Raw genomic sequence first — 23,495 nt, forward strand, 5'->3', positions numbered from 1 at the left:
TTTTAATGAGACTTTTTGGGAATACTGTATTTAGGTCGTGAAGGTGGAGGCTCCGCCTTCATCTTTTGAAACGGCACTAAATGAGGATTATGACATTCCGTACAGTGATACTGCACCTTTTTATCTTTCCACGATCCTGTTCGTTTTCCGTGAATATTGTTTTCCCAACTTTTATAAACATCGGAATGGCACTGATAGCAGACCTTTGATGGCTCCTGAAAGTTCACCTTCTCGCCTTCCGAGCGCAAGAAGTTATGATTGTTTTTATCATGACAGTGATTACAAGACATTTCCTTTTGGCCATGCGCAAGCTTGATATTCTTATGCTCACGTTGGGGCTGTTTCTTCCCGGGAACCAAAGCATAATCCTTCTTGCGGTGACAGTTCGCACACTGCGAATAGATCGCCTTCACAGGCCGCGCCTGCAGCTCTACATTCTCAGAGAGCCCGGTACCGGCCATTGACGTAAACCCCTGACTAAGAACCAATAACAGCCAAAGCACTATTCAACTCCATTTGGGCCGTGACACTTCAGACAGAATCTGGAGCCCCCATTACGCCACACTTCCTCATTTAAGGCCTCGGGATCAATCACGGAATTCGAGTTTCTATGAACATTCAAAGAAGCATTATGGCACATCAAACACTCGGACCGACCCCAGCCCCCCTGATGTTCTTCACTGATGATGATATTAATTCCCCCAGGCCCGTCGGAAACGGTGCCGTAGTTCTCTGTCTGACGACCGTAGTCCTGACATCCCAAAAGAACCATCGTCGATAAAATCCAGGTAAGCCATCTCACTTCACACCTCCTAGGTGGCAGCGCACGCAATAGCTCTTATTATGGCAGGTATCGCATTTCTGTGGACTCATCCTCGCCTCGATACTGTGGAAATACTTGTAGTTGCGGGAATGATTCGTATTCGTCACAGGGTTCCGGGCACTGTGGCATTTAGAACATTGATTTACGGAATGGCAATTTACACACTGACTTGAATCGGCGCGTGCTTGGGTTGCATGCTGACTCTTCCAAACCGCATTCTGATGATTCAGAGGTTTAATATTCAACATTCGATCTTGAGTATCGTGGCAGGTGTAACACGCCTTCGGGGCGGTCGGAAATTTTTCGCCCTGGTGACAGTCGTGACAGATCTGTTTGATGCTCTTTTTAAAGGTGGTTCGCGCCAAGGCTTCTAAAGGAGTCATCTTTTGATCCCGGGACTCCTCGAGATTATGACAATCCGAACACTTGATCTTATTCTGAGAAAACACTTTGGTCTCATGAAACTGATGATCAAATTTTTGAATCAGACCCGTACGGGCAAAAAGAGGCATTGGCAGAAATGCTAAGATCAAAATCCAACGCATCACATTTCCCTCCAATCGTAAATCGTCAAGCGGCTCAAGAAACTGATATCCTGGGAATAGAAGTTATTTCGATTATATTCTCCCGCCACCCAAAGTCGACAATGCTTCCAAAGCCAGGTGGCAAATCCAAGCTGAGTCGAACTCGCCGCGGTTCTTGCGCTGGTAATCTTCTCGTACTCGACGTACTCCTGGCTCATCTCCCATTCCATCTTGTCTGACAAAGGGTGAACCCATCGCACCTTCTCGCCCAATGCCCAACCGCCGAAGCTAGAAAACCGAAAGGCATTGAACTCCACATATTGCCCCTCAGTCTGCCAACGCACCAGGGCCTCAAGCTTTCCGCCCGTTGTGCTTCGTCCTGGCTCCACATCATAAGTATCCACCGCGACGTCTCCACCCGAATACCAGTTTGCATTCCACTTATGCCCGAACGTCAAGGACATCTCCTGAATCTCACTGCGCGAGAAAATACTGGAAATAGGATCTTCCCAAGACTCATCTGCATTCATGCGATACTGTTGCAGACGAACTCCATACGTCGTGTAAATGCTGGGATATAGATCCACGCCCATCTCATGACGATAGCTTGAGAAGTTACCAAGGTTCTTTTCAGCGACTAAGGAAATCTCGGGATGTAGGCTCACTGGCCATTCTTTTTTCAAAGAAGCTTTTCCCCAGGTGTAGTTTTCACGTTGCACGGTAGAGAAATCCCGATTCTCCACTCTTGCACCCCATTTCCATGGGAAAACATCCGCCGTCTTATAGTCGACAAAGACCGCACTGATATTTGCTTCTTCCTCATCATGATCAAGCTCAAACTGTCGGGCTTTCCCCAGCAAAACACCCGCTTCCGCCCGGTCTTCAAAAAACAGATAACTGCTTGAGATCGAGTCCACAACACTGGAACGAATCAATCGATATGTCTGGAAACTGCGCCCAACGGAAAGTTTTGCCTTCTTCTGCGCAAATTCAAACTGCCCATTCAATTGGTACAGATCAAAATCATAGTTTCTTTTTTCAAAGTCATAAGCATAAGAGAAATCAACATCAAAAGATTCCTGCCGGGTGTCAGTCAAATAGCTTACAGAAAATTGCTCATAAAGAGGCATTTCTGTTTTTTTGTCGTCACCTTTTCTTTGCGAGTAATAAGTGTCGGACTGCACGCGCATCAGCCCCGCCTGAGAGACAAAGGGACCTAAGAAAAGCAGCAGAAAAATGGCGGCACTATGGATCTGTTTCATTGATCACCGCCTTTTCTCGACTGTATTCCATCTTTTTATGGCAAGCCGTCGCACACGAGCCGCCCTGGGAATTCTTTTTGTAGATCAAAGGAATGCTCCACCCTAAATATTGGAAGTTTCCTTTGATCAAAGCGCCTTGTTCACTGCCGTGAGGTGTATGGCAGGCTGAACAATTGCGATTTTTCGAGGTTCCCATTAAATGAAGATGGTGAAGATTGGTCTCACCGTTTCTAAACTGAGTCTCATTCAATACTCTCGGTTTATCCTGCAGGTCGGCCTTATGACATTGAAAACACAACTCAGACGATGACGATGCGCCTTTTTGAGGATGCGCGTTCAAATCATACTTTTTTTGCAACAGACCTGTTTGCGTACTGCCATGAATATCGTGGCACTTAAAACACTCCCCTTTTGCCACAGGCTCATGCTGCAGATTTGCGGGAAGTCCGTTCCATGACAAAATAGAACCAATCTTACGTTGATCCGTGGCCGTGACTTCCTTATCGTGGCAATCCAAACACAAACCCACAATACGGTCCTTCTTAAAAAGCTTCTCGTTCTTGGAGGCATGCGGTTCGTGGCAAGAAAGGCATCCTCTTTTCATATCCTTGATCATATGATGTTTAGCTTGCTTAAAGTCCGCCTTGTTCTCGTGACATTTCAAACAAAGCGCAAAGTCACCGCTGGCACTTAGTAAAAACTTGTTCTGACTTTGATGAGGATTATGACAACTTGTGCAGGACTTTTCTGGAATGACCTTATGAACACTTTTTGAGTTTCTGAATTGATGTTCAAATTCTTCATGGCAAAGATAGCAGGTTTTGTTGGTCTCTTTGCCTCCCATCTTAACCAGTCCAGGATGCTGCCCAGGTCCCTTATTCTGGCCGGTGGTTGGGTGACAGACCGTGCAGCCTTGGGACTTCATAGGACCATGAACAAAGGGCCCCTTCCCCATCTCTTGATGACAGGCCGATGTCTGACAAGTCACCTTTGCCGGCGCAGCAAAAGGAACCAAAAGCAAAAATAAGAAGGTCTGTATATTTAGTCCCATGAACGTCGATACTAAAAATCCAAATACAATTCACAGTCAATACATGGATAGGGAAAACCTCCCCCCGTAGAACAACTTCCACCCTACGGATGGGTTGGTAGCTTCGGCATTACTTCTGCATTCATAGGCTGCGAACTATTTAAAACGCTTATAGCGAAGACCGAGTGAACTTCTATGTCGAACTTTTTTTCGAGAGCATCGATTTGTGGCCTTTTCCTGATAAATTTACTTATCAGTGCCGCCCCGTCCTTTGCGTCTCCACCCCAATGCCAGCAGATCTTTGCGGAAAACTCGGTTTTACCCCTCATCTCCATGGATGCCCGTTATCGGGGAGAGGATCAGGGACTCTACATGGATCCCATCACAAAACGACCGTGGAAAGTGCACTATTATTCCATGGCAGAAAAAGCAAAATTCGAACTCTTCCCCCAAAAAGGACTTTTAGTTCATCGCGATGGAAAGAAGGCGGATTCACCTTTTGATGCCGAGTCTTTAAGTTTTGAAAATGCCCTTTTGGTCATCGACAAGGATCTTCGAATCTTTATCCTGCCCTTTGAAGAACGCGGCCGCTATCACCATTCCAGCCTCTCTGCCGGTCAAGATATTCTCTTTGCCGGTACGGCGGCCTTTAGCCAAGGCATTCTTCGAGAACTTAGCGACCAAAGCGGTCATTACCGTCCCAGCCCCCAGCAGACCTTACTAGCCATTAAGGAGCTTCAAAAAATGGGTGTTGATATGCGCATGATGAAACTCAGTGGACACATCGCTAAACATCTGGGAAATAGCTATTCACTGACTCCCAAAGAAGTCCAACAGCTTGTTTTAGACCCCCACTAACTTTCGACGCTCTCGACTCAAGGGATCCTTGCCTGATTTTGCATAAGACTCCCTCACAAATTGAAGTTGTTTTTCGACCATTTGATCAAACACCTGAAGCAACTGATCGTGCTGACGGCAAGAAACATCGAAACCGGAACTCACTCCCAGCAATTCGATCGTTTGATGAATGGCCTCGATGGTTGAATAACAATGAGGATGAGGTTGTCGGCGAACTCGAAATGTTGAGACTTTTTCCGGCGTAAAACAAATCCGCGGCAACTGACTTAGATTTCCACTTTTGCGGATCATCTTCTTGGCCGTTGCCCAGGTTCCATCAATGACAAAAACTCTCAGTTTTTTATTTGGTGGCGAAACTTCAGAACGTTCTGCCTCTGAAAGGTTCGACAAATTCAACGAATCTTCTCCGGGATAAAGAATCACGGAGTGATACCGTGAATCCGTCAAAAGAGCATTCACCTCAGAATGATGAGTATAGTCTTCTCCCGAAATCAAATGGGAGTCTTGCAAACACAGATAGGCCATGCGCCCCGTCGCAATCCGACGTCGCACTTCGATGGGATGAATCAAAATAACAAACTCGATGTTCGTATCCACCTTTTTTACGGCAGAACAATAACAAGTCACCGGAGACTGAAGACAACGTGAACAAAGAACCCGCAAAGAGTCCTCTGCAAACTTCATTTTTTGGCGATTTTTCAAATAGGTCTGTATATCCACGAAGCTTCCTAACGCCCTTGAGAAAAACGTTTCCACTCTGTCAACGTGACCAGCCCTACTGTTTCGGTGTTGGGATCAAAGGCAATTTTGATATCACCCTTTTTAAGCTGTCGCAGAATCTGTTCGACCTTAGTTTCATAGGCAGCCTCGATCACACCATAATCCGTACCTTCACGCTGAATAAAGGCGTCAATCACGCCTCGCAAGGCTTCAGGACTGAGGGCATCCATGGGGACTTCGATAGGAGGAACAGGGTTATCGCGATGATCATTCATATCACCATGCTCAATAATTTTTAAACTGAAGGCAATCGGATATCGCAGAGGTCCTGTAAGCCCTTCATAATTTGAAGAAAGGGTTGAGTTTCCTCTGAAAGCAACGTAAAAATGCCCTTTTTAGAGGACCTTAATGATCAGCACAAGCAACGTCAGTTTACGATTTGGTGGCAAGAAGCTTTTTGAAGACGTGAATGTCAAATTCACCCCGGGGAACTGCTATGGCCTCATCGGTGCCAACGGCGCTGGGAAATCAACCTTTCTTAAAGTTCTCTCCAAAGAGATAGAACCCAATACGGGCGAAGTACATATTGCCTCTGACTTAAGACTTTCTATTCTTAAACAAGATCACTATGCCTACGACGAACACCCGGTCCTCAAGACGGTTCTGATGGGAAATGGGCGTCTCTATAAAATCATGGAAGAAAAGGATCAGCTTTACGCCAATCCTCATTTTTCAGAAGAAGACGGCGTACGGGCCTCTGAACTGGAAACCGAGTTTGCCGAGCTGAACGGCTGGGAGGCTGAATCTGAAGCCGGAGTTATGCTGGCGGGTTTAGGTATTACCGACGAATTTCACTCAAAACTGATGAAGGAACTCAACGGTGGGGAAAAGGTCAAAGTCCTTTTAGCCCAAGCCCTGTTCGGACAACCCGACATTCTTCTTCTCGACGAGCCCACGAATCACTTAGATATCTACGCCATTCAATGGCTGGAAGAGTTTTTATTCAACTTTCAGAATACCGTCATCGTGATTTCCCATGATCGTCATTTTTTGAACAAGGTCTGCACTCACATTGCCGATATCGATTTTGGCAAGGTCACCACCTATTCTGGAAACTACGACTTCTGGAGACAGGCCAGCGAACTCAATCAAAAACTTCTTTCCGATCAAAATAAGAAAAGTTCTGATAAAGCCGAAGAGCTCAAAGCCTTTATCCAAAGATTCAGTGCGAATGCCTCTAAATCACGCCAAGCCTCATCGCGACAAAAGCAACTTGAGAAGCTTGAGTTCAATGAGCTTCCTGCGTCTTCACGCAAGCAGCCTTTTATCGGTTTTGATATCAAACGCGATCTGGGCAATGACATCCTCGTGGTGGATCGCCTGAATAAGTCCCTGGAAGGGGAAGCCCTTCTTCGCAACGTCAGCTTCACCCTTAAAAAGGGCGACAAAGTCGCTCTTGTCGGAAAAAACGATTTGGCCAAAACTTTACTCATGGAAATTCTGGCCGAAGAAGTTCCGGCGGACTCCGGCACTTTCACCTGGGGAATCACTACGTCACGCAATTATTTTCCGACTGACAACTCAAAGTATTTTCAGGGTGATGAGACCTCTTTGGTCGACTGGCTCAGACAATACTCGGAAGACAAGGATGAAACTTTCTTGCGGGGCTTTTTAGGAAAAATGCTTTTTAGCGGTACAGACGCATTAAAAGAACCCAAAGTTCTTTCCGGCGGAGAAAAAGTTCGCTGCATGTTCTCAAAAATGATGCTGTCTGGGGCTAATATTCTAATCCTGGATGGACCGACCAATCACTTGGATCTGGAAAGCATCACGGCAGTCAACGAAGGCCTCCAGCGCTTTAAGGGCACCGTGATCTTTACCTCTCACGACCACGAATTGATCCAAACTGTCGCCAATCGTATTATCGAGATTGATGGCGGAGTGGTTTACGATAACCACATCACCTATGAAGAGTATCTCGAATCCAAAAAGAAATAGAAAGCACCTAAAACATTGAAATTTCTGGAGGGGGACGAAGAATCCACTCCCCTCTTTTTTCCCAGCAGAAGTCCTCAAAGCGACGAGGACCATGCCCCGTAATTTCTTTTACGGATTCTGATACTAACGACGTCTGCCCCTCTCGGGTCGCCCTATGCATACTCATGATCAGATCCGTTGACCAACGATCCGCACCGGCTTTTTCTAAATTTCGCAAAGCCACCTCTTCAGTGACCGGCACATAAACCACCCGTCTTTGCACCTGGTGCGAAATTAAAGACAGGGCCTCCGCATTGGAAAGAGCCCGCTCTCCCGTCAAGTCAAAGCTTTGCCGATCATAGCGCCACGGATCTAAAAGAATTTTTTCAGCCACCTCGGCAGCATCCCGAGCATCTAAAAAGGAAGTTCGCCCCTCTCCTTGAGGCAGATAAAGAACTCCTTGTCGCAAAGAGTCTCCAAAAGGAGAAATAAAACTCTGCATAAAAATATTGGGGCGAAGAATACAGATGCGAACACCGCCGTCTTTAAGTATCTCATCGACCTCCCCTTGAACCTTTTGAAACAGATAAGGAGAATTTGCCGAAGCCCCCAAGCCTGAGACACGCAAAATAAACTGCACCCCCGCCGCACGGGCCGCTTTAGCGATATTTTCAGCCTGTGGCAACATTTCACCTGACAGTGGTTGAAGAAAGAACAGGACATCCACGCCCCGAAAAGCCTGCTTCAACAAAGTGAAGTTGTCATAGTTCAATGACAGCCCTGGCACCCCTTGGGGAAGTCGTTCCAAGGAGCGCGAAACAGCTATAAAATCCGCCCCTGCCTGACGAAGCCTATTCACCACTTCTTGGCCCATGGTGCCAGTAGCTCCCGTAACCATTATTCGAAGCCCCATAACAAGCCTCCTTATAAAATTATGCTGCCAATCAGGGATTAAAGAGATCTGTTTCTTGGCAAGAGTCCGCTTGACTCCCCCCCGGTTTCACGATCTAAATACTTAAGTGAATTTTTTTGCAGAAAACCTTCAGGTTTTTAAAAAAGTCTTCCTTCCGCTCTTCGCCCTGGTTGTTTTGTCTACCAACATCGACCAGTACCTGAATCTTCATATCGAAAATGCTCTTAGAGACCCCCAAGGAGCTCAGCAACAGGTCTATTTATGGGGATTTCTCTCGATCATAAGCAGCATTCTCTTTCCGGTCCTTTTGATGAGCATTGCCCTTTATGCCTTCAATGCTCAGATTGGCTGGACGAAATCCCTCGAAGAGTTTTTGAAGAAAAATCTAAATCAAATTTACATCGAAACTCTCCGCTCCTGGGGGAAAACCCTTCTTTGGTCTCTTCTCTTGATCCTGCCGGGCCTCTGGAAATATCTGGAGTACTCTCTGGTTCCCTTTGTCGTCACGACCTCCCCTCGTTATGAAAAGGGCCAAGAGGACGCCCTTCAGCGATCCGCCCAGATCGTTCGCCATCACTGGGGAAAGGTCCTTGGAGTGATGATATTTTTTCACCTTTTTGTGCCGCTGGTTCTAACCGCCCTTTTTGATTCCTATCGACTGATTTGGAAGACGCCGCTGCAAAGTCTTTCTTTGTCAGCACTGGACACTTATCTGCTTTTAGTATCAACTCATATACTGTTTAATATCTTTAGAAGCGAGGTTCGAAAAAATGACGCTCATGTTTAACTGGAAAGACATTAAAAATCGTGGACGTGGATTGACTTTCGATGACGTACTTATTGTACCAGCCCGTTCTGATATTCGTTCTCGCCGGGACCCGCAACTGACTTCAAAATTGACAAAAAATATCACGATCGAAACTCCGATCATCAGCGCCAATATGGACACCATCACAGAGTACGACATGGCTTTAGCGATGAACCAGCTTGGTGGCGTCGGCATCCTTCATCGTTTTATCACCATCGAAGAACAATCTTCCCAAGCTCGCCGCCTAAAAGAAGCGGGCGTTAAAAACATCTCAGCAAGTGTCGGAGTGGGAGAGGAATTCAAAAGCCGCTCTAAAGCTCTCATCGATGCCGGAGTCAATCTGATCACCATCGACATTGCTCACGGTCACTCCGTACAAATGATGGAAACGATGAAATGGCTGAAAGATCAATATCCTCAGGTAGACATCATTGCCGGCAACATGGCCACCCCTGATGCGGCTCGCGATTTAATCGAAGCCGGTGCGGATGCCATTAAAGTAGGTATCGGTCCGGGCTCAATGTGTACAACAAGAATCATCACGGGCTGTGGTGTTCCTCAGTTGACGGCGGTGGCCCTTTGCGCAGAAATTGCTGACAGCTACGGCGTTCCCGTTATCGCTGACGGAGGTATTCGCACGTCAGGAGACATGGTGAAAGCCTTCGCCGCTGGAGCCAGCATCGTTATGCTTGGAAGTATGCTCTCTGGTACTATTGAGACTCCGGGCGAAATTAAAAACGGAAAAAAACAATACCGTGGCATGGCTTCAAGATCTGCCCAAGACTCTTGGCGTGGCGGCGTTCCTGAAGGCATGGCTCCAGAGGGCGAATCCACCCAAGTCAGTGTCAAAGGACACGTCAAAGACGTTATTTTGGAAGTCACGGGCGGGATTCGCTCTGGAATGAGTTACGTTAACGCGACCTCTATTGCTGAAATCCGTGAGAAAGCTCTCTTTATGGAAATGTCAGCAAACGGAGTTGCCGAATCTCGCGCGCACGGAGTAAAACTCTAAGAATGTCGAACTCGGACTCTCGTCCTATTGGTGTTTTTGATTCTGGAATTGGTGGACTCACCGTTCTTAAGGAATTGGCTTTACAGTTCCCCCAAGAAAATTTTCTTTATTTGGGGGACACGGCCCGTTTGCCTTATGGGTCTAAATCTCCTCAAACCATTCGTAAATACTCTGAGCAGAATATTCATTTCCTAGAAAAGCAAAACGTCAAAGCGATTGTCATTGCTTGCAACACAGCTTCCAGCCAATTAACGGAAAAAGAGTTTGATGGCCTCCCTATTTACAATGTCATCGAACCTGGCTCTCAAAGAGCTTTGGAACTTTCCCAAACGGGAAAGATCGGCGTTCTCGGAACCCGAGCCACCGTCAACAGTCAGGCTTATACAAAAAAGATTCATGAACTCAATGCCAAAGCCGAAGTCTTTGATCAGGCCTGTCCCCTTTTTGTCCCTTTGGCGGAAGAGGGTTGGGATTCTGATCCGGTAACCAATTTGATTGTTTTCCGCTATCTCAGTCCTTTACTGCAAAACCACATCGACACTTTGATTTTAGGCTGTACTCATTATCCGATCCTGAAAAACTCCATCGCCCGCGTCACGGGTTCGTCGATTGAGTTGGTTGATTCCGGCGAAGCCATTGCACGTTGGCTTGAGCGTGACTTTAAAGAAGGACGCTTAAAGCCCAACACCGAAACGTCCTCCCGTCGTATTGATATTATGACAACGGATTACTCATCTCACTTCACCGAAGTGGCCCATCGTATCCTAAAACCCGTCAAAGCCGACGACTTCCGCATCGTCGACCTTTAAAAGGTACGCCGTACCTTTTTGCATTGCGCCTCGTCAGGGACGGCCTTTTTCTTAAAGACAGATTTCTAATGGCAGCTCTTGAAGATTATAGAGGCTGGCCATGGAGTAGCCATAGGCTCCCGAATCCATGATAGCAACAAAGTCTCCCTCTTGAACTTTGCCTAAGGTGCGCTCCTTAGCGAAGAAATCCGACGACTCGCAGATCGGCCCCACGATGTCGGCCTTCATTGTCTCCAGGGTCTTTTTTAGTGGAAAAATCAAATGCTCTGCTTCGTAGAGGGACGGGCGAATCAGATGATTCATCCCCGCATCCACAATAACAAAAGTTTTTGCACTGGTCTTTTTAACATATTGAACTTGAGTAATCAGAGCCCCGCAATGCCCCACCAGCCAACGCCCTGGCTCGGTTTGCAACTCGCACTTCAGATCCGCCAATGTCTCCATCGTGATCTTGGCATAGTCCTTCAAAAGGCTTTCTTCCAGCTCGATGTCCAATCGGTCGTAAAAGATCCCCAGCCCACCGCCAAAATCAAAACGCGTGAGGCTAGAGAACATCTTTTGTAGATCAACATAGACCGCCTTCAGGCGTTTCAACGCTTCTTGGTACCCCGAAAATTCCAACATCTGAGATCCCAAGTGAAGACTGATCCCCACAAGACTTAAAGAGTCAGAATAAGTTTGCAGACACTTCACCAGATCGGGAATCAGCGAAAGCTCCATACCAAATTTATTATCTTTTAAACCCGTGGCAATGTAGGGATGAGTTTTAATATCAATATCCGGATTTAATCGTAACGCCACAGAAGCCTTGCGCCCCAAAGATCGCGCCATCGCGCCAATGCGCTCAAGCTCAGGCAGACTCTCCACATTTATTTGGTAAATTCCCAAAGTCAGAGCTTCCGAAATTTCATGGCGAGTTTTCCCGACTCCGCTATACACAATATCCTGGGGATTAAAGCCGCTCTCCAAAGCTCTTTTGATTTCCCCTAAGGAAACGACATCGGCTCCCGCCCCCAAACTTTTCAATTTCTGCAAAACCTCAACATTCGGATTGGCTTTCATTGCATAAAAAACACGGGTTCCTGGCAAGGCCTTAACCATGGCTTGATATCGTTGCGCCACAAAATCAAGATCATAGACATAAATGGGCCGCATATAGTTTGCACACAGAGGCAAAAGTGGTTTTTTTAACGGCCCAAGGCACAATTCATTATTGATGTATTCCATAAAAACCTCGTGCTAGTATCATGGCGCAGGAAGGATGAATTGTCATGAAAACTTCTATTTTTACCTACACCTCCAAGGGCATGCCCGTTCCCGCTTATGAGTTTCACAACGGCGGTCCTGAAGTATTAATTCTCGGCGGCGTCCATGGGGATGAGGTCGAAGGTGTTATCGCAGCTCAAGAGCTTTTAAAACATTTTATGACAGCCTATCCGTACAAATTGAATATCACTCTGGTTCCTCAGTTTAACCTTGAAGGAGTGATTTTCAAAACACGCGGCAATGGCAATGGCGTGGATCTGAATCGCAACCTTCCAACCAAAGATTGGTCTCCTGAAGTTAAAACTCCACGCTATCACCCCGGCCCCTTTGCCGGCAGTGAAAATGAAAACAAAGGATTGATCGATTACTTGGAGAAGAAAGCACCCATTTTTGTTCTTTCTTTGCACTCCTGGCATCCTATTTTGAACGTCAACGGAGATTGCCATAAGGTCGCCGCTATTTTAGCAAAGCATACCGGCTATAAAATTGATGACGATATCGGCTATCCGACGCCAGGCTGTCTGGGCACCTTCTCGGGCCTTGAAAGACACCTTCCCACTCTGACTTACGAGATTGAGCGAGGCCTATCTGCTGAAAAGATTATTGAAATCCATGTTCCGGCTATTCTTGAATCCTTGAAAGCCTTGGAAACATAGTCACATCTTCTGAAGGAGATTTTATGCAAAATGACGTGAACAAAATTTACTCCGACGTCCAAGCTGGAAAAACAACGGACCTTCTAAACACTTCCGAACTGAAATCCGTTTTCGAGGTCATCGAAGGCCTTGATGCCGGAAGACTGCGTGTTTGTGAAAAAACCGCCCAAGGGTGGATCACTCACGAGTGGATCAAAAAAGCGATCCTTCTTTATTTCCGCATTCAAAAGATGGACGTCATGACCAGCGGCGACTTCACGTACTATGACAAAATCCCCGTGAAACAATGGAGTGAAGAAAACGGCGTTCGCGTCGTTCCACATGCTCTGGCTCGCAAAGGAAGCTTTATCGAAAAAGGGGCCATCCTGATGCCTTCTTACGTGAATATCGGGGCCTACGTAGGCTCCGGCACGATGGTTGATACCTGGGCGACCGTGGGATCTTGCGCACAAATTGGGAAAAATGTGCACCTTTCTGGAGGCGTGGGCATTGGCGGTGTTCTTGAGCCCGTTCAAGCAACTCCCGTGATTGTTGAAGACAATGCTTTCATCGGCAGCCGCTGTATTGTCGTCGAAGGGGCCCTGATCGAAGAGGGCGCGGTTCTGGGCGCTGGAGTGACTATCACAGCAAGCACTAAGATCATTGATGTTACCGGAGCTTCTCCCGTTGAATACAAGGGTCGCGTACCCGCAAATTCCGTAGTCATCCCTGGAACTCAGATGAAAGAGTTCCCAGCAGGACAATACGGAGTTCCTTGCGCTCTTATTATTGGAAAAAGAAAACCCAGCACAGATCTTAAGACGTCGCTGACAGACGCGCTTCGCGACTACCAGGTCAGCGTTTAATTATTTCATTCTCAATGCGTCGGAGGGCTCAACTTCCGACGCCGTTCTTGCCGGAATATAAGAACCAAACCAGGCGATCAACGCACTGATCACCAAAACCCCGATCACCAAAGATGAATCCACCAAGGCCGGGATTGAAGGATCATAATAGATTTGTGAATCCGCCAACTGAAGAGGGTTGGCTTGAATGTAAAGACTGACCCCCGTCCCCACGATCACACCGGTTAAAACTCCCATAAATGCCAGTAGGAATCCCAGTTGCGTGAACGTCTGAACAGTTTGCTTGGCTGAAAAACCAATCGTTCTTAGAATCGCTATATCTCTTTTCTTTTGAGACAACAGCAGAGCTAACACAGTAAGAATAGAACTCGCCGCGACCATCCCCGCCAAACCCAAAAATGTTCCAATCGTCAATTTTTCAAGTTTCAACGCATAAAGAAGAGCCGAGTTGCGATCCATCCACGTTTCAACACTCACATCTGAAAACTTCATCAGATCTTCTTTGACGTCTTGAATCTTAGACTCGTCCGCCAACCAAACTTCGATCCCCAGAGTTCTCATTCCTTCATTGAGTAACGAATTGAGAGCCGCACCTCGTTGATAAAAAAGATACTGGGAATCAACATCCGCAAGACTGGTCGTCACGATACGCTTAATTCGGACTCTCTCAAATTTGGGCGTCTCTCCAGGAGGCAGCAACAGCCCCGCAGGAGAAACCAAAGTGATATAATCCCCTTCAAAAACACCCAAGGATTGAGCCAGATCAACACCCATGATCACTTCGCCTTCCCCTGGAACATCGGAAGGGTCCCAAAAATAAGCGGGGGAATCTTTATCCTGGTTTTTCTTTTCCATTTTCTGAAGCTGCTCAATAAAATGCCCCAGACTTTCCTTCGTCACTCCACGAGCAATTCCGCCACGGAACTGACCATCCTGACTGCGAATGATGACGTCCTGGCTTTCGTACACATAAGCCCGATTTCCAACGTCTTCATGCAAACGCTGATAAACCGGATGAGCTTCTAAAATCTCGGCGTTTTGCACTCCTGGAGCTGTGACGTAAAGATGAGGTTCTAGGCCGACAATACGTTTTTTAATTGCCGCATTCATCCCATTCATGACAAAGAGGACAACTAAAAAAGCTGTCACGCTGATCGCGATCCCCACGATAGACAACCAGGAGATGCGTCTAATTAAAGACCCCGCTCGCTTGGAAAATATAAAATGATGAAAAAGATGCCCGACCAGCATCTTTTAATAATAGAACTTCAACAATGGGTTTCAAGATATTTATCCCCTGACATCAGACAGCACAGACTTGCCCCAGGGGAATTGGGCTATTTTGCCTGCGCTGGCATTCTTTGACTAGCCTCTTCATCCTTGACCTCACGGACGCTGCCTCGCATGAAGAAACTTTTTTGCATGGCTTTAAGAACCACCACAGTCTCATTAAGAGCCTCTACCAAGCGCACACTGGCTCCTGGCAACTCACCTTCCACGGCCTGTACGGCGGGACCGAGGGCCTTAGTGACTGTCGCCAAGTTCCGAGTCATCACAGCCAAGTCTTTAGCAAGATCAGGATTCTGCTGATTGAGCTCCGGCAAAATGCGGTTGATCTCGTTTGTCGTGACGGCCAGGTTCCCTACCAACTTCTGCACACCCTCATCGTGTGTCGCTTGGCGAGAAAGCTTAATCACTTCCACCGACATGGTATTCAAATTCTTCACCAAAGGATCCAGGCGATCGATAACCCGCACCATGCTTTCCGCACGACTTTTATCGGCGAAAGCATCCATAATGACCTGCATACTCTCAAGAATTCCACCCAATTTTGTCAGATAAGAATTCATATTCTTACCGCTCATCAAGGACATCAGATCCACCGTCTCCAAAGACTTAATAGAACTTTGTGGAGGCATCAAACTGAACTGCTCGCTCCCCACAGAAAGATCCAGGACCCTTTCACCGATAATGAAAGGACGGACTAACTGCACAGTGCTGTTTTCACGAATTCTATTTTCAAACTTACCCAAAATATAGAATCCCACGCGAATCCGATTGTCGCTTTCAAGCTCTACAGTTTCAACAGCGCCCGCACGAAGACCGGAAATCTGCACCAAGGTGCCTTGATGAATTCCATCCGCATTCTCAAACGTCGTCGTATAACGAACTTTTGGCTCAAACCAGCCCTGTTTGATAGCGGCACTGAGCCCGGTTAAAATGACTCCGATGATCGCAAACAGGATAAAAAATCCCGCCACTCGTTCAAATTTGCTTAATTTCACTTTCATCATAGATGAACAACTCTTTTCTCAGGATCTACAGCTTGATAATAAAGCTGCCCTTCATCCAAGTGAATAATTTGATAATCGAAATGATTCATAAACTTTTCGTCATAAGAGCTGACGAAGATATGTTTAAGGTAACCTTCTTTACGAAGACGATGGATGTGGTCCACAAAAGAATAAATACTATCCTGTCCTAACCCCACACTCGGATCATCTAAGAGCAACATCTGAGGACGCATCACTACAGAACGCATCAAACACGCCAACTTACGTACACGCCCAGGAACGTGCGCCGGTCTTTCATGAGCGAATTTCTCTACACCGAACTCTTTAAACATGGCATCCACACGAAGTTTGGCTTCTTCGGGAGAAACAACCTTGTGATACAAAAGAGGCAGCATCAAATTGTCATGCAAAGAACGATTGTTGATAAGTCCGCCGTAATCAAATGAATAACCAATTTCAAGTCGATAAGGCAAAAACTCCTCAAAAGACATTTCCACGACATTTTCGCCATTGATGAGATACTTACCGGACTGAGGAATCTGCAGGCCAGCCAGAATCTGAAGCAAAGAACTTTTCCCTGCCCCTTCTTCGGCCTTGACCCATAAGATCTCGTTCATAGGGAAATCAAATTCAACATTTTGTACAATCGGATCTTGTCCTTCATGAGTGAACGAAACACCTTCAAATTTAAGACTCTCGATTTTCATTAGACCACCCCTAAACTGCGAAGTTGATTTAAATAAAATAAAGCTGAAACAATAAGATTAAAGACCACCACAAAGATGATACTGTTCACCACGGCTTGCGTGGTTACCTGTGGGACCTCATGGGGACTGCGTTTCACCGACAACCCCTGATAGCAGGAGACAACAAAAATAATCATTCCACTAAAGCCGTTCTTCAAAAGAAAGATCAAAGCATCCTCTTTAGCGACAGCCTTCATCAAAGAGTCCGTATAAAATGCCATCGGCATATCTTGTAAAAAGCGAGTCACAAGAAATCCGCCGATCAATGCAATCAAGTTGAAATAAAATGCCAAAGCTAAAACACTGATAATTCCGCCAACCACCCGAGGAAAAACGATAAAACTCATCGGGTTGATTCCCATGCTTTCCAAAGCCTCAATCTCACGATTGGCCCGCATGTTCCCGACCTCCGAGGCGACGGCAGTTCCCGAGCGCGCGATCACAACCAGAGCCACCATCAAGGGCCCCGCTTCACGCAAGATCATCACAATGAGGAAGTTTCCGATCATCTGGGTCCCACCCAGCAAAGAAAGATTCGAGAGGGATTGAAGGATCATCACGGCTCCGACCCCTAAGGCCAAAACCGAAATCAAAGGTAACGCCTGCCAACCCGTAAAATAGATTTGCGCAGAAATAACTCCCACAATCTGACGGAACCCCTGAGCCTTATCCAGAACGGTGGCACGAAGAGAAAGATAGACCATCAAGAGAACACGTATTGTGTACTCCACATTCTTCGTAACAAATCTGCCTAGCGAGTCAATTTGCGCCAGCAAAGAAGTCATGATTGTCCCTCGATTTCTCTAAGGACTTATCGGATTTATTGCATAAAAAACATTTAGATGAAGGTCCTGTTTTAATAGGCCCAGAAGGAGTAAAAAAGAGACTTCAAAGCTTCAAATCCCGTTTCCCAGACTGAAGACTCGTAACGTCCCCCAATGATCGCATGTTTTTGAATGTAGATATTCTCAGGAAATGTCGCTCGGAAAGTTCGATAAGAGCGATACATATGCAGTCTTGACGTCACTAACAGGATATCTCGGCACTTTAAGGCCTCAACAATAGGAAGACTTTGCTGGGCATTCCCATAGGTAGTTTCAGAACGACGATCCAACACCACATCATTTTCCGTGAGGTTCCCGTAAAAGGACCACACCGGCATAATCTCGCGAAGTCGTGCGTTGGAGTAGACTCCAGAGATAATCAGCTTTTTGACGTTTTGATTGGCCAGGAGATCAAACCCCTCTCGCACTCGCCCCGCCCCCCCAGTTAAAACCACCGCACAATCAGCCGTCGGTGTTTTCAACCAGGACTGCACGGTCTCGCTTTGGACTTTTTTGTACTCATCGTAAAAACGAAAGACAACCACTCCACTGAAAATCAGAAGAATCCAAAAAGAACGAGACCGCAAAAGGGACTTAGCGATGCGCAATGACTTCGATCTCCACGTTCACACCTTTAGGAAGTCCCGCAACCGCCACTGTTGATCGAGCAGGAGGAGCCTCTTTAAATGCCTTCGCGTAGATCTCATTGACAGTCGCAAAATCGTTCATGCTTGTCAGGAAGATCGTGGTTTTAATGATATGAGAATAATTCAAACCTGCAGCCGCCAAGACAGCATCAATATTCTTCATCACCATCTCAGTTTGAGTTTTGATGTCGCCAGTGAAGACTTCATTGGTTTTGGGATCAATAGAAATTTGCCCAGAGCAGAAGAGAAAATCACCCATTTGCACAGCTTGAGAATAAGGACCTACGGCTTTAGGCGCATTGTCAGTATGAATAACCTTTTTCATTTTCATATTTCCTTTATGTTAGAAGTAAAAAACAATACCAGCGTTGAAAGGACCGTCAGCAATAGTTCTAAAGCGAACATTGTCAGCCGAGATCACACCGACTCCACCCTCAAAGGTAAATGCCAATGAATCTAAGCCCGTAAAAAAGAACTCTCCACCGAAAAGAGCATTCAACTCAAATCCAGATTCTTTTTTCCCGGCCGTCTCGAAGTTGACAAGCCCTAAAGAGCCCCCCATGTAGAAGTTCATATTGTCTTCTTTGAAAACAACACGACGGACTCCTGCATTAAAAGAAAACTTAGAGTAATCTTTCTGCGTATCAATTCCCAAACCTCCAGAAAAAGCGATATCCGAAACTGGGTAATAAACCGCTGCAAGCTCTGGCAAATCCAGTGATGTATTTTTCTTTACGCCAACACCAAGGCGATTGGTCAACTCTTTAGCCTCAACCTGTCCTGCGAACGCAAGCAAGCAAAGCGCGATTGCCATTTTCTTAAGCATTCTTAACTCCTCTGTTATCACTCATTAAGCCCTCTCATTAAAAGCAAAACGTCTCTGAGGCGCAAAAGGATTCTGCTCATAGCAACCGGTGTCATAAGTCATCTGACAGTCACTTGCGCTCACCACATTTTCATGCGATTTCAAGGTCATGCGCTTTACTGTCATCCTGATTCTGCTTAGTGCCTCCACCGCGTTCTCATTCCAGCGCGGCGACGGCTATGAATATCTGACTCCCCAAGAAAAAGACATGCTTGAGAAGACTCTCGAGCAATCACCGCAAACCAGCTTATGCTCGCGAACTGTCGAATTTGCCAATAAGTCTCGTGAAGAATTTCTTCCCCGGGGGCCTAAGTCTGACTTCATACTCGTCGATAAGCAAAGACGCTTGATTCACCTCCTTCGCGATGAGCAGGTTTTGGCCACCTACCGCATGGCTTTAGGAGGCCGCCCTGTCGGTCACAAAGTTATGGAGGGGGATGAGAGAACCCCGGAGGGTCTTTACTTCTTTGATATGAAAAACGAACGCAGTGATTACCACCTGAGTCTTCGCATCAACTATCCGAACTCGAGAGATCTCAGGAGCGCCAAAGAGAAAGGCATCTCAGACCCAGGCAAGGACATTATGATTCATGGGCTGCCCAACAGTTGGATCAAAAGAAAACTCATTCGCCATCCTCGCGATTGGACCAGAGGCTGCATGGCCGTGACCAGTTCTGAAGTGGAAGAGATTTTCGCATCCGTTGAATTAGGAACTCTGATAGAGATCTGCCCTTAGATCAGGGCGTCAGCAATGGCACTTAGAAATTCGGGACTGAAGTTTTGCAAGGAGGTATTTTCCGCCTCCCACAGCTTCTCTTTAAGAAAACGAAACCCTACTCCCGTCTGCTTCATGGTTGTCAGGACTTCTTTATCAATCTTTTCAGCAAACATCAAAAGCTGAGCCTCCACAGGCAATTGAGCGGCAGGAACTTGATTGGGAAATCCCTTCTCATTCGCTTTTTCGTGGGTGCAGACTAAAACGCTTTTGACTTTTTCATCCATTGGAACTTTTTTGATAAGACAACGATTCAAAGATAACAGCGGATGCTTTTCAAAACTCTTTTGCATCTTTTCTTCAATGTTCTTTTCCTTAGACAGCAGGTACTGTCGAGTGAGGTCCTCTTCTAGATCGTACAAACCCACATCCATCAACAACCCCGACAACAAAGTTGTCATCGGGTCTCCTTGTCCGCTTTTTACAGCGATCAATGTCGCATAGGTCGCAATCCAAGGTGCACGCCAAAACAGTGAAAAATCATCATCCAAAGTTTCCCGAAAGACATCCCAGAGGTTCTCTTCGGTCCGCATGACCTGAAACAGTTCCTCCGCGAGCTTCTTAATCTTCTCATAAGCACTTGCACAATGACCCTCTGACTTAGAGGCAAAGTCAAAGAGAAGACCTTCATTCAGGTAACACGAATAATAACAGAGGTTCAAAAAAAGCCCTCGTGCTCTTTTCTTCAACCCGATTCCCGACATATCAAAATAATTACTGATATATTGAAAATACATATCGCTGTCTTTGGCTTTGATAAATAATCCCTCAGCCGCAGCTATGCGCTGAAATCTCTCATCAGAAAGAACGGTATTACTATGCGCCACAGCCAGGTACCTTTGATTTAAAGGCAACTGAATAAAAGTAGGAAAAGTGATTGTGGTCATTGAAAACAAATCTGAGCTTTGAATCTGATAGTATTGAGAACGACAACGATAAAGACATATGTATTCGAACTTCAGGGTCGAAAAAAACTCAAACGATGACAAAGGACTCACCCGTGGATTTTGCGCGCCTTCTAAGTTTTCTTTGGGGCCCATCACCGTCACCACTCGAGAGCGAGGAAACAGTCGCAAAACCTCATTCACTCGAGACTCAAAAGAAGATAAACTTTCTGCCTCTTCTTGATCTAACAAAATCAACTGAGCCTTTAGCAGATCTCCCAGATGTCCCTTCTGAGTATCTTCAAATTTTACTGTGCGAAAAGTAATGAAATGGTTCGAGATCGCCACTTTGGCGCGAGCAAGCACGTCCTCTGACTGGGTAAGAATCAGAAGCTCTAGTTTCTGTCTAAAAAGGGAGTTTTTTCTCTCTTCGGTCATGAATCTACAACCAAAAGCTTAATGTACTGACCTAATGACTGCCAACAAAACTTTTCCCCGTTGACATTTATTGGTCCCACGCAAATGCTTAAATCTATATCAGCAAGGAAAGGACCCCATGAAAAAGCTTATCGCTCCGATTATTACCCTCCTTTTGTCTACAAATTCATTTGCGGCCCTTTTATCCCCCGAGGGCAATACAGAAAAGGTCGAGAAGGTCACTTTGTCCGCAGCAGCGACTGTGAACATTGAAGGTGAAAATCTAAAATTAAGTTCCGTGGGTGCCGGTTTGCGTGCAAAAAAAGTGGTCTTCGTGAATGTGAAAGTCTACGTCGGACAGCTTTTCGTCGCTTCACCAGAAACCTTCAAAAAATCAGAAGCAGAGGCCTTAGGGTCTCTTAAAGATCAGAAGGCTGTTGCTATACAGCTCCACTTCCTTCGCGACGTGGATGCAGATAATGTTCAAAAATCTTTCAAGGAAGCCCTTAAAGCCAATGGAATTGACACAGAAGACGCGTCCCTAAAGCAGTTCCTGGACTCTGTCTCCAAGGGCGGAGAAGCCAAAGAAGGCAAAGCTCTTTCAATCCTGGGAGCAAAACTTAAAGATGGCAGTGAAGCCATTTATTACGAGACAACCGGTGGCAGCCTCTCTGAAATTAAAGGTCCTGCTGGTTTCACAGAGAAGATCTTCGCTATTTGGCTAGGAAAGCCTGCTGACGATGGGGTTGCCCACCTTAAGAAGTCTCTCTTAAAGAAATAGATCTCTGCCGCACCCTTCACCTGACCACGAAGATAGATTTAGTTTCCCCTCACGTCCTCGTGGTCACGAATGACTCTGCATCACCTCAAAACTTGCTTCCCGGCACGCTTTTTCTTTGTAGGCTTACTTCTGTATTTTTAAATACCTTCACTAAAGAATTTGAATTCCCCTGTTCACGCCAGAAAATGGAACCACATGAACACGAGGAGCTTATGAATATATTCCTGTTCGCCCCTTCACTACGTCGTGGTTCCTACAACAAGAAAGTCATCCGCATCGCAGCCCAGTTCGTGGAGTCTTTGCAAAATCACCAGGTAGAACTTTGTGAATTTAATGAATTCCCAATGCCAATGTATGACGGAGACCTCGAGATCTCACAAGGCATCCCCGAAGGAGTATTGAAGCTTGCTAAAAAAATTGAAGCGGCAGACGCCGTAATCATCTCAAGTCCGGAATATAACGGAAGCATTCCGGGGACTTTTAAAAATGCGATTGATTGGCTTTCTCGTTTAGACCCGGTCCCTCTAGCAAGAAAACAGATCTGCCTCTTAGGAGCTTCACCGGGAAACTTAGGGGGCGTACGCGGCAACATTCATGCTCGAGTGCCATTTCACATTCTGGGCGCTTTTGTTTATCCGGACTACTTCGGAGTCTCCAGAGCCCATGAGGCATTTGACGAAAACGATAAATTCAAAGATCCAAAACAACTTGAACGCCTTTCAACACTGCTGATGGATTTCCTTCAATTTGCCTCTCGTAAAGAAACGCCATTTGATCGACTGAACGAGTTTTTTGATGAACAAAAAGATCAATCTCGCCCCTCTTAGATCTTTGAGATCTCAGTGCGTGTTGACCTCTCTGAACTATCCGGCGTTGCGATGAGAGTCTACTTGAACAGCCGACGCCTCTTTTTTCAAAATTTTTTCTGATGGCGTCTTTGCAATTTGCTCTTCAGACTTTTTATCTGAAAAATTTAACATCACAACACCCAAGACAATCAAAGTCGTCGCTAGCACTTTCTGTAAAGGCAAAGGCTCATTAAATATCACAAGGCCAATAAGAGCCATGAATGCGGTCCCAACTCCCGCCCAAATGGCGTAGACCATACTGATAGGCAGCGATTTCAAGGCCACAGTGAGAGCCACAAAGCAGATTCCATGACAAACTAAAGTTAGAATGACTGGAACCACCTTTGTGAATCCCTCTGAGTACTTCATCGCAATTGTGCCCAAAACCTCAAAAACAATCCCAACTGCAAGATACACGTATGCCAAAGCCATAAGACACCCTGTCGCATCTCGACCCTTTCCCTTGGTTATTCAGTTTTTTACCCCGTGCCTCGGATGATTCCCCGAGAGATCTTTTTTTGAATCAGTCGAAAAAAGACTTAAAAAGCCCACAGGAAGTGATTCCTGTCTTTGATAATCACAGAATACCACAAGGCCACAAGAAAAGCTCTTACGACCCGACCATGATGAGATTACCTATTAAATACAACAGGTTAAGAGAGAGACATTATAAATAAATTCTATCTGTTTTTCTTTGATTTTAAACTCACAGTTGTTTTGCTTTTTTCTCAAAACGAAACAATATCACGTGAGATTATTTTAGCAGCGGATCACAATTCGAAACACTCAATCCCTCACGATGGAACGCTGGTACCTGTTGGGGAAATAACAATTCTTTTTGTTGGCATTCATCAGCTGGAAGTGGAAGGCAAAAAAAAACCCGGATTACTTTCGTAACCCGGGTTTAGAGT

28 protein-coding genes are annotated in these 23,495 nt (G+C 46.0%); 10 read left to right on the forward strand and 18 right to left on the reverse strand.

Going from position 1 to position 23,495, the window contains the following annotated elements; genetic code table 11:
- Nucleotides 1-2 precede the first annotated feature (2 nt).
- The 5 genes from ACM64D_RS07030 to ACM64D_RS07050 are packed head-to-tail and all read right to left on the reverse strand — an operon-like array spanning nt 3 to nt 3,660.
- Complete coding sequence (locus tag ACM64D_RS07030; RefSeq protein WP_415062489.1) at nt 3-503, reverse strand: hypothetical protein; 501 nt, start codon at nt 501-503, stop codon at nt 3-5.
- Nucleotides 503-802 (reverse strand): hypothetical protein, encoded by a 300-nt coding sequence (locus ACM64D_RS07035; protein WP_415062490.1) that lies wholly within the window; start codon nt 800-802, stop codon nt 503-505. The genes ACM64D_RS07030 and ACM64D_RS07035 overlap by 1 nt, the downstream gene beginning before the upstream one ends.
- A complete protein-coding gene (locus ACM64D_RS07040) occupies nt 799-1,368 on the reverse strand; it encodes a cytochrome c3 family protein (RefSeq protein ID WP_415062516.1) in 570 nt (189 codons plus the stop codon). The genes ACM64D_RS07035 and ACM64D_RS07040 overlap by 4 nt, the downstream gene beginning before the upstream one ends.
- The gene (locus tag ACM64D_RS07045) at nt 1,368-2,609 is read right to left on the reverse strand and encodes a hypothetical protein (protein ID WP_415062491.1); all 1,242 of its coding nucleotides are present in this window, start codon (nt 2,607-2,609) and stop codon (nt 1,368-1,370) included. The genes ACM64D_RS07040 and ACM64D_RS07045 overlap by 1 nt, the downstream gene beginning before the upstream one ends.
- Nucleotides 2,593-3,660 (reverse strand): cytochrome c3 family protein, encoded by a 1,068-nt coding sequence (locus ACM64D_RS07050; protein ID WP_415062492.1) that lies wholly within the window; start codon nt 3,658-3,660, stop codon nt 2,593-2,595. The genes ACM64D_RS07045 and ACM64D_RS07050 overlap by 17 nt, the downstream gene beginning before the upstream one ends.
- Before the next feature lie 351 nt (nt 3,661-4,011).
- Here ACM64D_RS07050 and ACM64D_RS07055 point away from each other — a divergent pair, with 351 nt between their 5' ends.
- Nucleotides 4,012-4,497, forward strand: a complete 486-nt coding sequence (locus tag ACM64D_RS07055) for a hypothetical protein (protein ID WP_415062493.1) — start codon at nt 4,012-4,014, stop codon at nt 4,495-4,497.
- On the opposite strand, the gene ACM64D_RS07060 is transcribed toward ACM64D_RS07055, so the two are convergent.
- Both ACM64D_RS07060 and ACM64D_RS07065 read right to left on the reverse strand, forming a co-directional pair.
- Nucleotides 4,483-5,217, reverse strand: coding sequence for a tRNA-uridine aminocarboxypropyltransferase (locus tag ACM64D_RS07060; protein ID WP_415062494.1), 735 nt, complete (start codon nt 5,215-5,217; stop codon nt 4,483-4,485). The two genes, ACM64D_RS07055 and ACM64D_RS07060, sit on opposite strands and share 15 nt — an antisense overlap.
- Before the next feature lie 8 nt (nt 5,218-5,225).
- A complete protein-coding gene (locus ACM64D_RS07065) occupies nt 5,226-5,492 on the reverse strand; it encodes a YheU family protein (RefSeq protein ID WP_415062495.1) in 267 nt (88 codons plus the stop codon).
- Between the two features lie 133 nt (nt 5,493-5,625).
- Here ACM64D_RS07065 and ACM64D_RS07070 point away from each other — a divergent pair, with 133 nt between their 5' ends.
- Complete coding sequence (locus tag ACM64D_RS07070) at nt 5,626-7,215, forward strand: ABC-F family ATP-binding cassette domain-containing protein (protein ID WP_415062496.1); 1,590 nt, start codon at nt 5,626-5,628, stop codon at nt 7,213-7,215.
- Between the two features lie 7 nt (nt 7,216-7,222).
- Here the strand turns inward: ACM64D_RS07070 and ACM64D_RS07075 are convergent, their stop codons facing one another.
- Nucleotides 7,223-8,107 (reverse strand): SDR family oxidoreductase, encoded by an 885-nt coding sequence (locus ACM64D_RS07075; protein WP_415062497.1) that lies wholly within the window; start codon nt 8,105-8,107, stop codon nt 7,223-7,225.
- Between the two features lie 106 nt (nt 8,108-8,213).
- On the opposite strand from ACM64D_RS07075, the gene ACM64D_RS07080 reads away from it, so the two are divergent.
- The 3 genes from ACM64D_RS07080 to murI are packed head-to-tail and all read left to right on the forward strand — an operon-like array spanning nt 8,214 to nt 10,736.
- On the forward strand, nt 8,214-8,894 hold the full coding sequence (locus ACM64D_RS07080) for a hypothetical protein (protein WP_415062498.1): 681 nt from the start codon (nt 8,214-8,216) through the stop codon (nt 8,892-8,894).
- Nucleotides 8,878-9,927 carry a guanosine monophosphate reductase gene (locus tag ACM64D_RS07085; protein WP_415062499.1) on the forward strand — a complete coding sequence of 350 codons (1,050 nt, stop codon included), beginning with the start codon at nt 8,878-8,880 and terminating at the stop codon, nt 9,925-9,927. The genes ACM64D_RS07080 and ACM64D_RS07085 overlap by 17 nt, the downstream gene beginning before the upstream one ends.
- Nucleotides 9,928-9,929: 2 nt before the next feature.
- Nucleotides 9,930-10,736 (forward strand): glutamate racemase, encoded by an 807-nt coding sequence (gene murI / locus ACM64D_RS07090; protein WP_415062500.1) that lies wholly within the window; start codon nt 9,930-9,932, stop codon nt 10,734-10,736.
- A gap of 51 nt (nt 10,737-10,787) precedes the next feature.
- Here murI and lysA read toward each other — a convergent pair whose 3' ends face one another.
- A complete protein-coding gene (gene lysA / locus ACM64D_RS07095) occupies nt 10,788-11,963 on the reverse strand; it encodes a diaminopimelate decarboxylase (protein ID WP_415062501.1) in 1,176 nt (391 codons plus the stop codon).
- 44 nt (nt 11,964-12,007) lie between these two features.
- Here lysA and ACM64D_RS07100 point away from each other — a divergent pair, with 44 nt between their 5' ends.
- Nucleotides 12,008-12,658, forward strand: a complete 651-nt coding sequence (locus ACM64D_RS07100; protein ID WP_415062502.1) for a M14 family zinc carboxypeptidase — start codon at nt 12,008-12,010, stop codon at nt 12,656-12,658.
- A gap of 23 nt (nt 12,659-12,681) precedes the next feature.
- A complete protein-coding gene (locus ACM64D_RS07105; protein WP_415062503.1) occupies nt 12,682-13,503 on the forward strand; it encodes a 2,3,4,5-tetrahydropyridine-2,6-dicarboxylate N-succinyltransferase in 822 nt (273 codons plus the stop codon).
- On the opposite strand, the gene ACM64D_RS07110 is transcribed toward ACM64D_RS07105, so the two are convergent.
- The 7 genes from ACM64D_RS07110 to ACM64D_RS07140 all read right to left on the reverse strand — a co-directional run bounded on the left by ACM64D_RS07110 (nt 13,504) and on the right by ACM64D_RS07140 (nt 18,840).
- Nucleotides 13,504-14,754, reverse strand: a complete 1,251-nt coding sequence (locus ACM64D_RS07110; RefSeq protein WP_415062504.1) for an FtsX-like permease family protein — start codon at nt 14,752-14,754, stop codon at nt 13,504-13,506.
- 86 nt (nt 14,755-14,840) lie between these two features.
- Nucleotides 14,841-15,797 (reverse strand): MlaD family protein, encoded by a 957-nt coding sequence (locus tag ACM64D_RS07115; RefSeq protein ID WP_415062505.1) that lies wholly within the window; start codon nt 15,795-15,797, stop codon nt 14,841-14,843.
- Nucleotides 15,794-16,504 carry a cell division ATP-binding protein FtsE gene (locus tag ACM64D_RS07120; RefSeq protein ID WP_415062506.1) on the reverse strand — a complete coding sequence of 237 codons (711 nt, stop codon included), beginning with the start codon at nt 16,502-16,504 and terminating at the stop codon, nt 15,794-15,796. The genes ACM64D_RS07115 and ACM64D_RS07120 overlap by 4 nt, the downstream gene beginning before the upstream one ends.
- Nucleotides 16,504-17,328: an MlaE family ABC transporter permease gene (locus ACM64D_RS07125; RefSeq protein WP_415062507.1), complete on the reverse strand. Its 825-nt coding sequence runs from the start codon at nt 17,326-17,328 to the stop codon at nt 16,504-16,506. The genes ACM64D_RS07120 and ACM64D_RS07125 overlap by 1 nt, the downstream gene beginning before the upstream one ends.
- Before the next feature lie 71 nt (nt 17,329-17,399).
- Nucleotides 17,400-17,954 (reverse strand): YdcF family protein, encoded by a 555-nt coding sequence (locus tag ACM64D_RS07130; protein ID WP_415062508.1) that lies wholly within the window; start codon nt 17,952-17,954, stop codon nt 17,400-17,402.
- A 7-nt stretch (nt 17,955-17,961) separates the two neighbouring features.
- Nucleotides 17,962-18,339 carry a RidA family protein gene (locus ACM64D_RS07135; protein ID WP_415062509.1) on the reverse strand — a complete coding sequence of 126 codons (378 nt, stop codon included), beginning with the start codon at nt 18,337-18,339 and terminating at the stop codon, nt 17,962-17,964.
- Between the two features lie 18 nt (nt 18,340-18,357).
- The gene (locus tag ACM64D_RS07140; protein ID WP_415062510.1) at nt 18,358-18,840 is read right to left on the reverse strand and encodes an organic solvent tolerance protein; all 483 of its coding nucleotides are present in this window, start codon (nt 18,838-18,840) and stop codon (nt 18,358-18,360) included.
- A 148-nt stretch (nt 18,841-18,988) separates the two neighbouring features.
- Here ACM64D_RS07140 and ACM64D_RS07145 point away from each other — a divergent pair, with 148 nt between their 5' ends.
- A complete protein-coding gene (locus ACM64D_RS07145; RefSeq protein ID WP_415062511.1) occupies nt 18,989-19,615 on the forward strand; it encodes a L,D-transpeptidase family protein in 627 nt (208 codons plus the stop codon).
- Here the strand turns inward: ACM64D_RS07145 and ACM64D_RS07150 are convergent.
- On the reverse strand, nt 19,612-20,976 hold the full coding sequence (locus tag ACM64D_RS07150; protein WP_415062512.1) for a hypothetical protein: 1,365 nt from the start codon (nt 20,974-20,976) through the stop codon (nt 19,612-19,614). The genes ACM64D_RS07145 and ACM64D_RS07150 overlap by 4 nt on opposite strands.
- Nucleotides 20,977-21,094: 118 nt before the next feature.
- Between ACM64D_RS07150 and ACM64D_RS07155 the strand changes: the two genes are divergently transcribed.
- Both ACM64D_RS07155 and ACM64D_RS07160 read left to right on the forward strand, forming a co-directional pair.
- Complete coding sequence (locus ACM64D_RS07155; RefSeq protein WP_415062513.1) at nt 21,095-21,736, forward strand: chalcone isomerase family protein; 642 nt, start codon at nt 21,095-21,097, stop codon at nt 21,734-21,736.
- 212 nt (nt 21,737-21,948) lie between these two features.
- Nucleotides 21,949-22,563: an NADPH-dependent FMN reductase gene (locus tag ACM64D_RS07160; protein WP_415062514.1), complete on the forward strand. Its 615-nt coding sequence runs from the start codon at nt 21,949-21,951 to the stop codon at nt 22,561-22,563.
- Nucleotides 22,564-22,599: 36 nt separating this feature from the next.
- Here ACM64D_RS07160 and ACM64D_RS07165 read toward each other — a convergent pair whose 3' ends face one another.
- Nucleotides 22,600-23,016, reverse strand: coding sequence for a DMT family transporter (locus ACM64D_RS07165; RefSeq protein WP_415062515.1), 417 nt, complete (start codon nt 23,014-23,016; stop codon nt 22,600-22,602).
- Between the last annotated feature and the right edge of the window lie 479 nt (nt 23,017-23,495).

The sequence above is a fragment of the Bdellovibrio sp. genome (genome assembly GCF_047637665.1).
Lineage (GTDB): Bacteria > Bdellovibrionota > Bdellovibrionia > Bdellovibrionales > Bdellovibrionaceae > Bdellovibrio.

Coding starts and splice junctions, on each gene's coding strand:
- ACM64D_RS07040 (WP_415062516.1), bottom strand. CDS start 1,368: ATGCGTTGGATTTTGATCTTAGCATTTCTGCCAATGCCTCTTTTTGCC.
- ACM64D_RS07045 (WP_415062491.1), bottom strand. CDS start 2,609: ATGAAACAGATCCATAGTGCCGCCATTTTTCTGCTGCTTTTCTTAGGT.
- ACM64D_RS07050 (WP_415062492.1), bottom strand. CDS start 3,660: ATGGGACTAAATATACAGACCTTCTTATTTTTGCTTTTGGTTCCTTTT.
- ACM64D_RS07055 (WP_415062493.1), top strand. CDS start 4,012: ATGGATCCCATCACAAAACGACCGTGGAAAGTGCACTATTATTCCATG.
- ACM64D_RS07065 (WP_415062495.1), bottom strand. CDS start 5,492: ATGAATGATCATCGCGATAACCCTGTTCCTCCTATCGAAGTCCCCATG.
- ACM64D_RS07070 (WP_415062496.1), top strand. CDS start 5,626: ATGATCAGCACAAGCAACGTCAGTTTACGATTTGGTGGCAAGAAGCTT.
- ACM64D_RS07075 (WP_415062497.1), bottom strand. CDS start 8,107: ATGGGGCTTCGAATAATGGTTACGGGAGCTACTGGCACCATGGGCCAA.
- ACM64D_RS07085 (WP_415062499.1), top strand. CDS start 8,878: ATGACGCTCATGTTTAACTGGAAAGACATTAAAAATCGTGGACGTGGA.
- murI (WP_415062500.1), top strand. CDS start 9,930: ATGTCGAACTCGGACTCTCGTCCTATTGGTGTTTTTGATTCTGGAATT.
- lysA (WP_415062501.1), bottom strand. CDS start 11,963: ATGGAATACATCAATAATGAATTGTGCCTTGGGCCGTTAAAAAAACCA.
- ACM64D_RS07100 (WP_415062502.1), top strand. CDS start 12,008: ATGAAAACTTCTATTTTTACCTACACCTCCAAGGGCATGCCCGTTCCC.
- ACM64D_RS07105 (WP_415062503.1), top strand. CDS start 12,682: ATGCAAAATGACGTGAACAAAATTTACTCCGACGTCCAAGCTGGAAAA.
- ACM64D_RS07110 (WP_415062504.1), bottom strand. CDS start 14,754: ATGCTGGTCGGGCATCTTTTTCATCATTTTATATTTTCCAAGCGAGCG.
- ACM64D_RS07115 (WP_415062505.1), bottom strand. CDS start 15,797: ATGATGAAAGTGAAATTAAGCAAATTTGAACGAGTGGCGGGATTTTTT.
- ACM64D_RS07120 (WP_415062506.1), bottom strand. CDS start 16,504: ATGAAAATCGAGAGTCTTAAATTTGAAGGTGTTTCGTTCACTCATGAA.
- ACM64D_RS07125 (WP_415062507.1), bottom strand. CDS start 17,328: ATGACTTCTTTGCTGGCGCAAATTGACTCGCTAGGCAGATTTGTTACG.
- ACM64D_RS07135 (WP_415062509.1), bottom strand. CDS start 18,339: ATGAAAAAGGTTATTCATACTGACAATGCGCCTAAAGCCGTAGGTCCT.
- ACM64D_RS07140 (WP_415062510.1), bottom strand. CDS start 18,840: ATGCTTAAGAAAATGGCAATCGCGCTTTGCTTGCTTGCGTTCGCAGGA.
- ACM64D_RS07145 (WP_415062511.1), top strand. CDS start 18,989: ATGCGCTTTACTGTCATCCTGATTCTGCTTAGTGCCTCCACCGCGTTC.
- ACM64D_RS07150 (WP_415062512.1), bottom strand. CDS start 20,976: ATGACCGAAGAGAGAAAAAACTCCCTTTTTAGACAGAAACTAGAGCTT.
- ACM64D_RS07155 (WP_415062513.1), top strand. CDS start 21,095: ATGAAAAAGCTTATCGCTCCGATTATTACCCTCCTTTTGTCTACAAAT.
- ACM64D_RS07160 (WP_415062514.1), top strand. CDS start 21,949: ATGAATATATTCCTGTTCGCCCCTTCACTACGTCGTGGTTCCTACAAC.
- ACM64D_RS07165 (WP_415062515.1), bottom strand. CDS start 23,016: ATGGCTTTGGCATACGTGTATCTTGCAGTTGGGATTGTTTTTGAGGTT.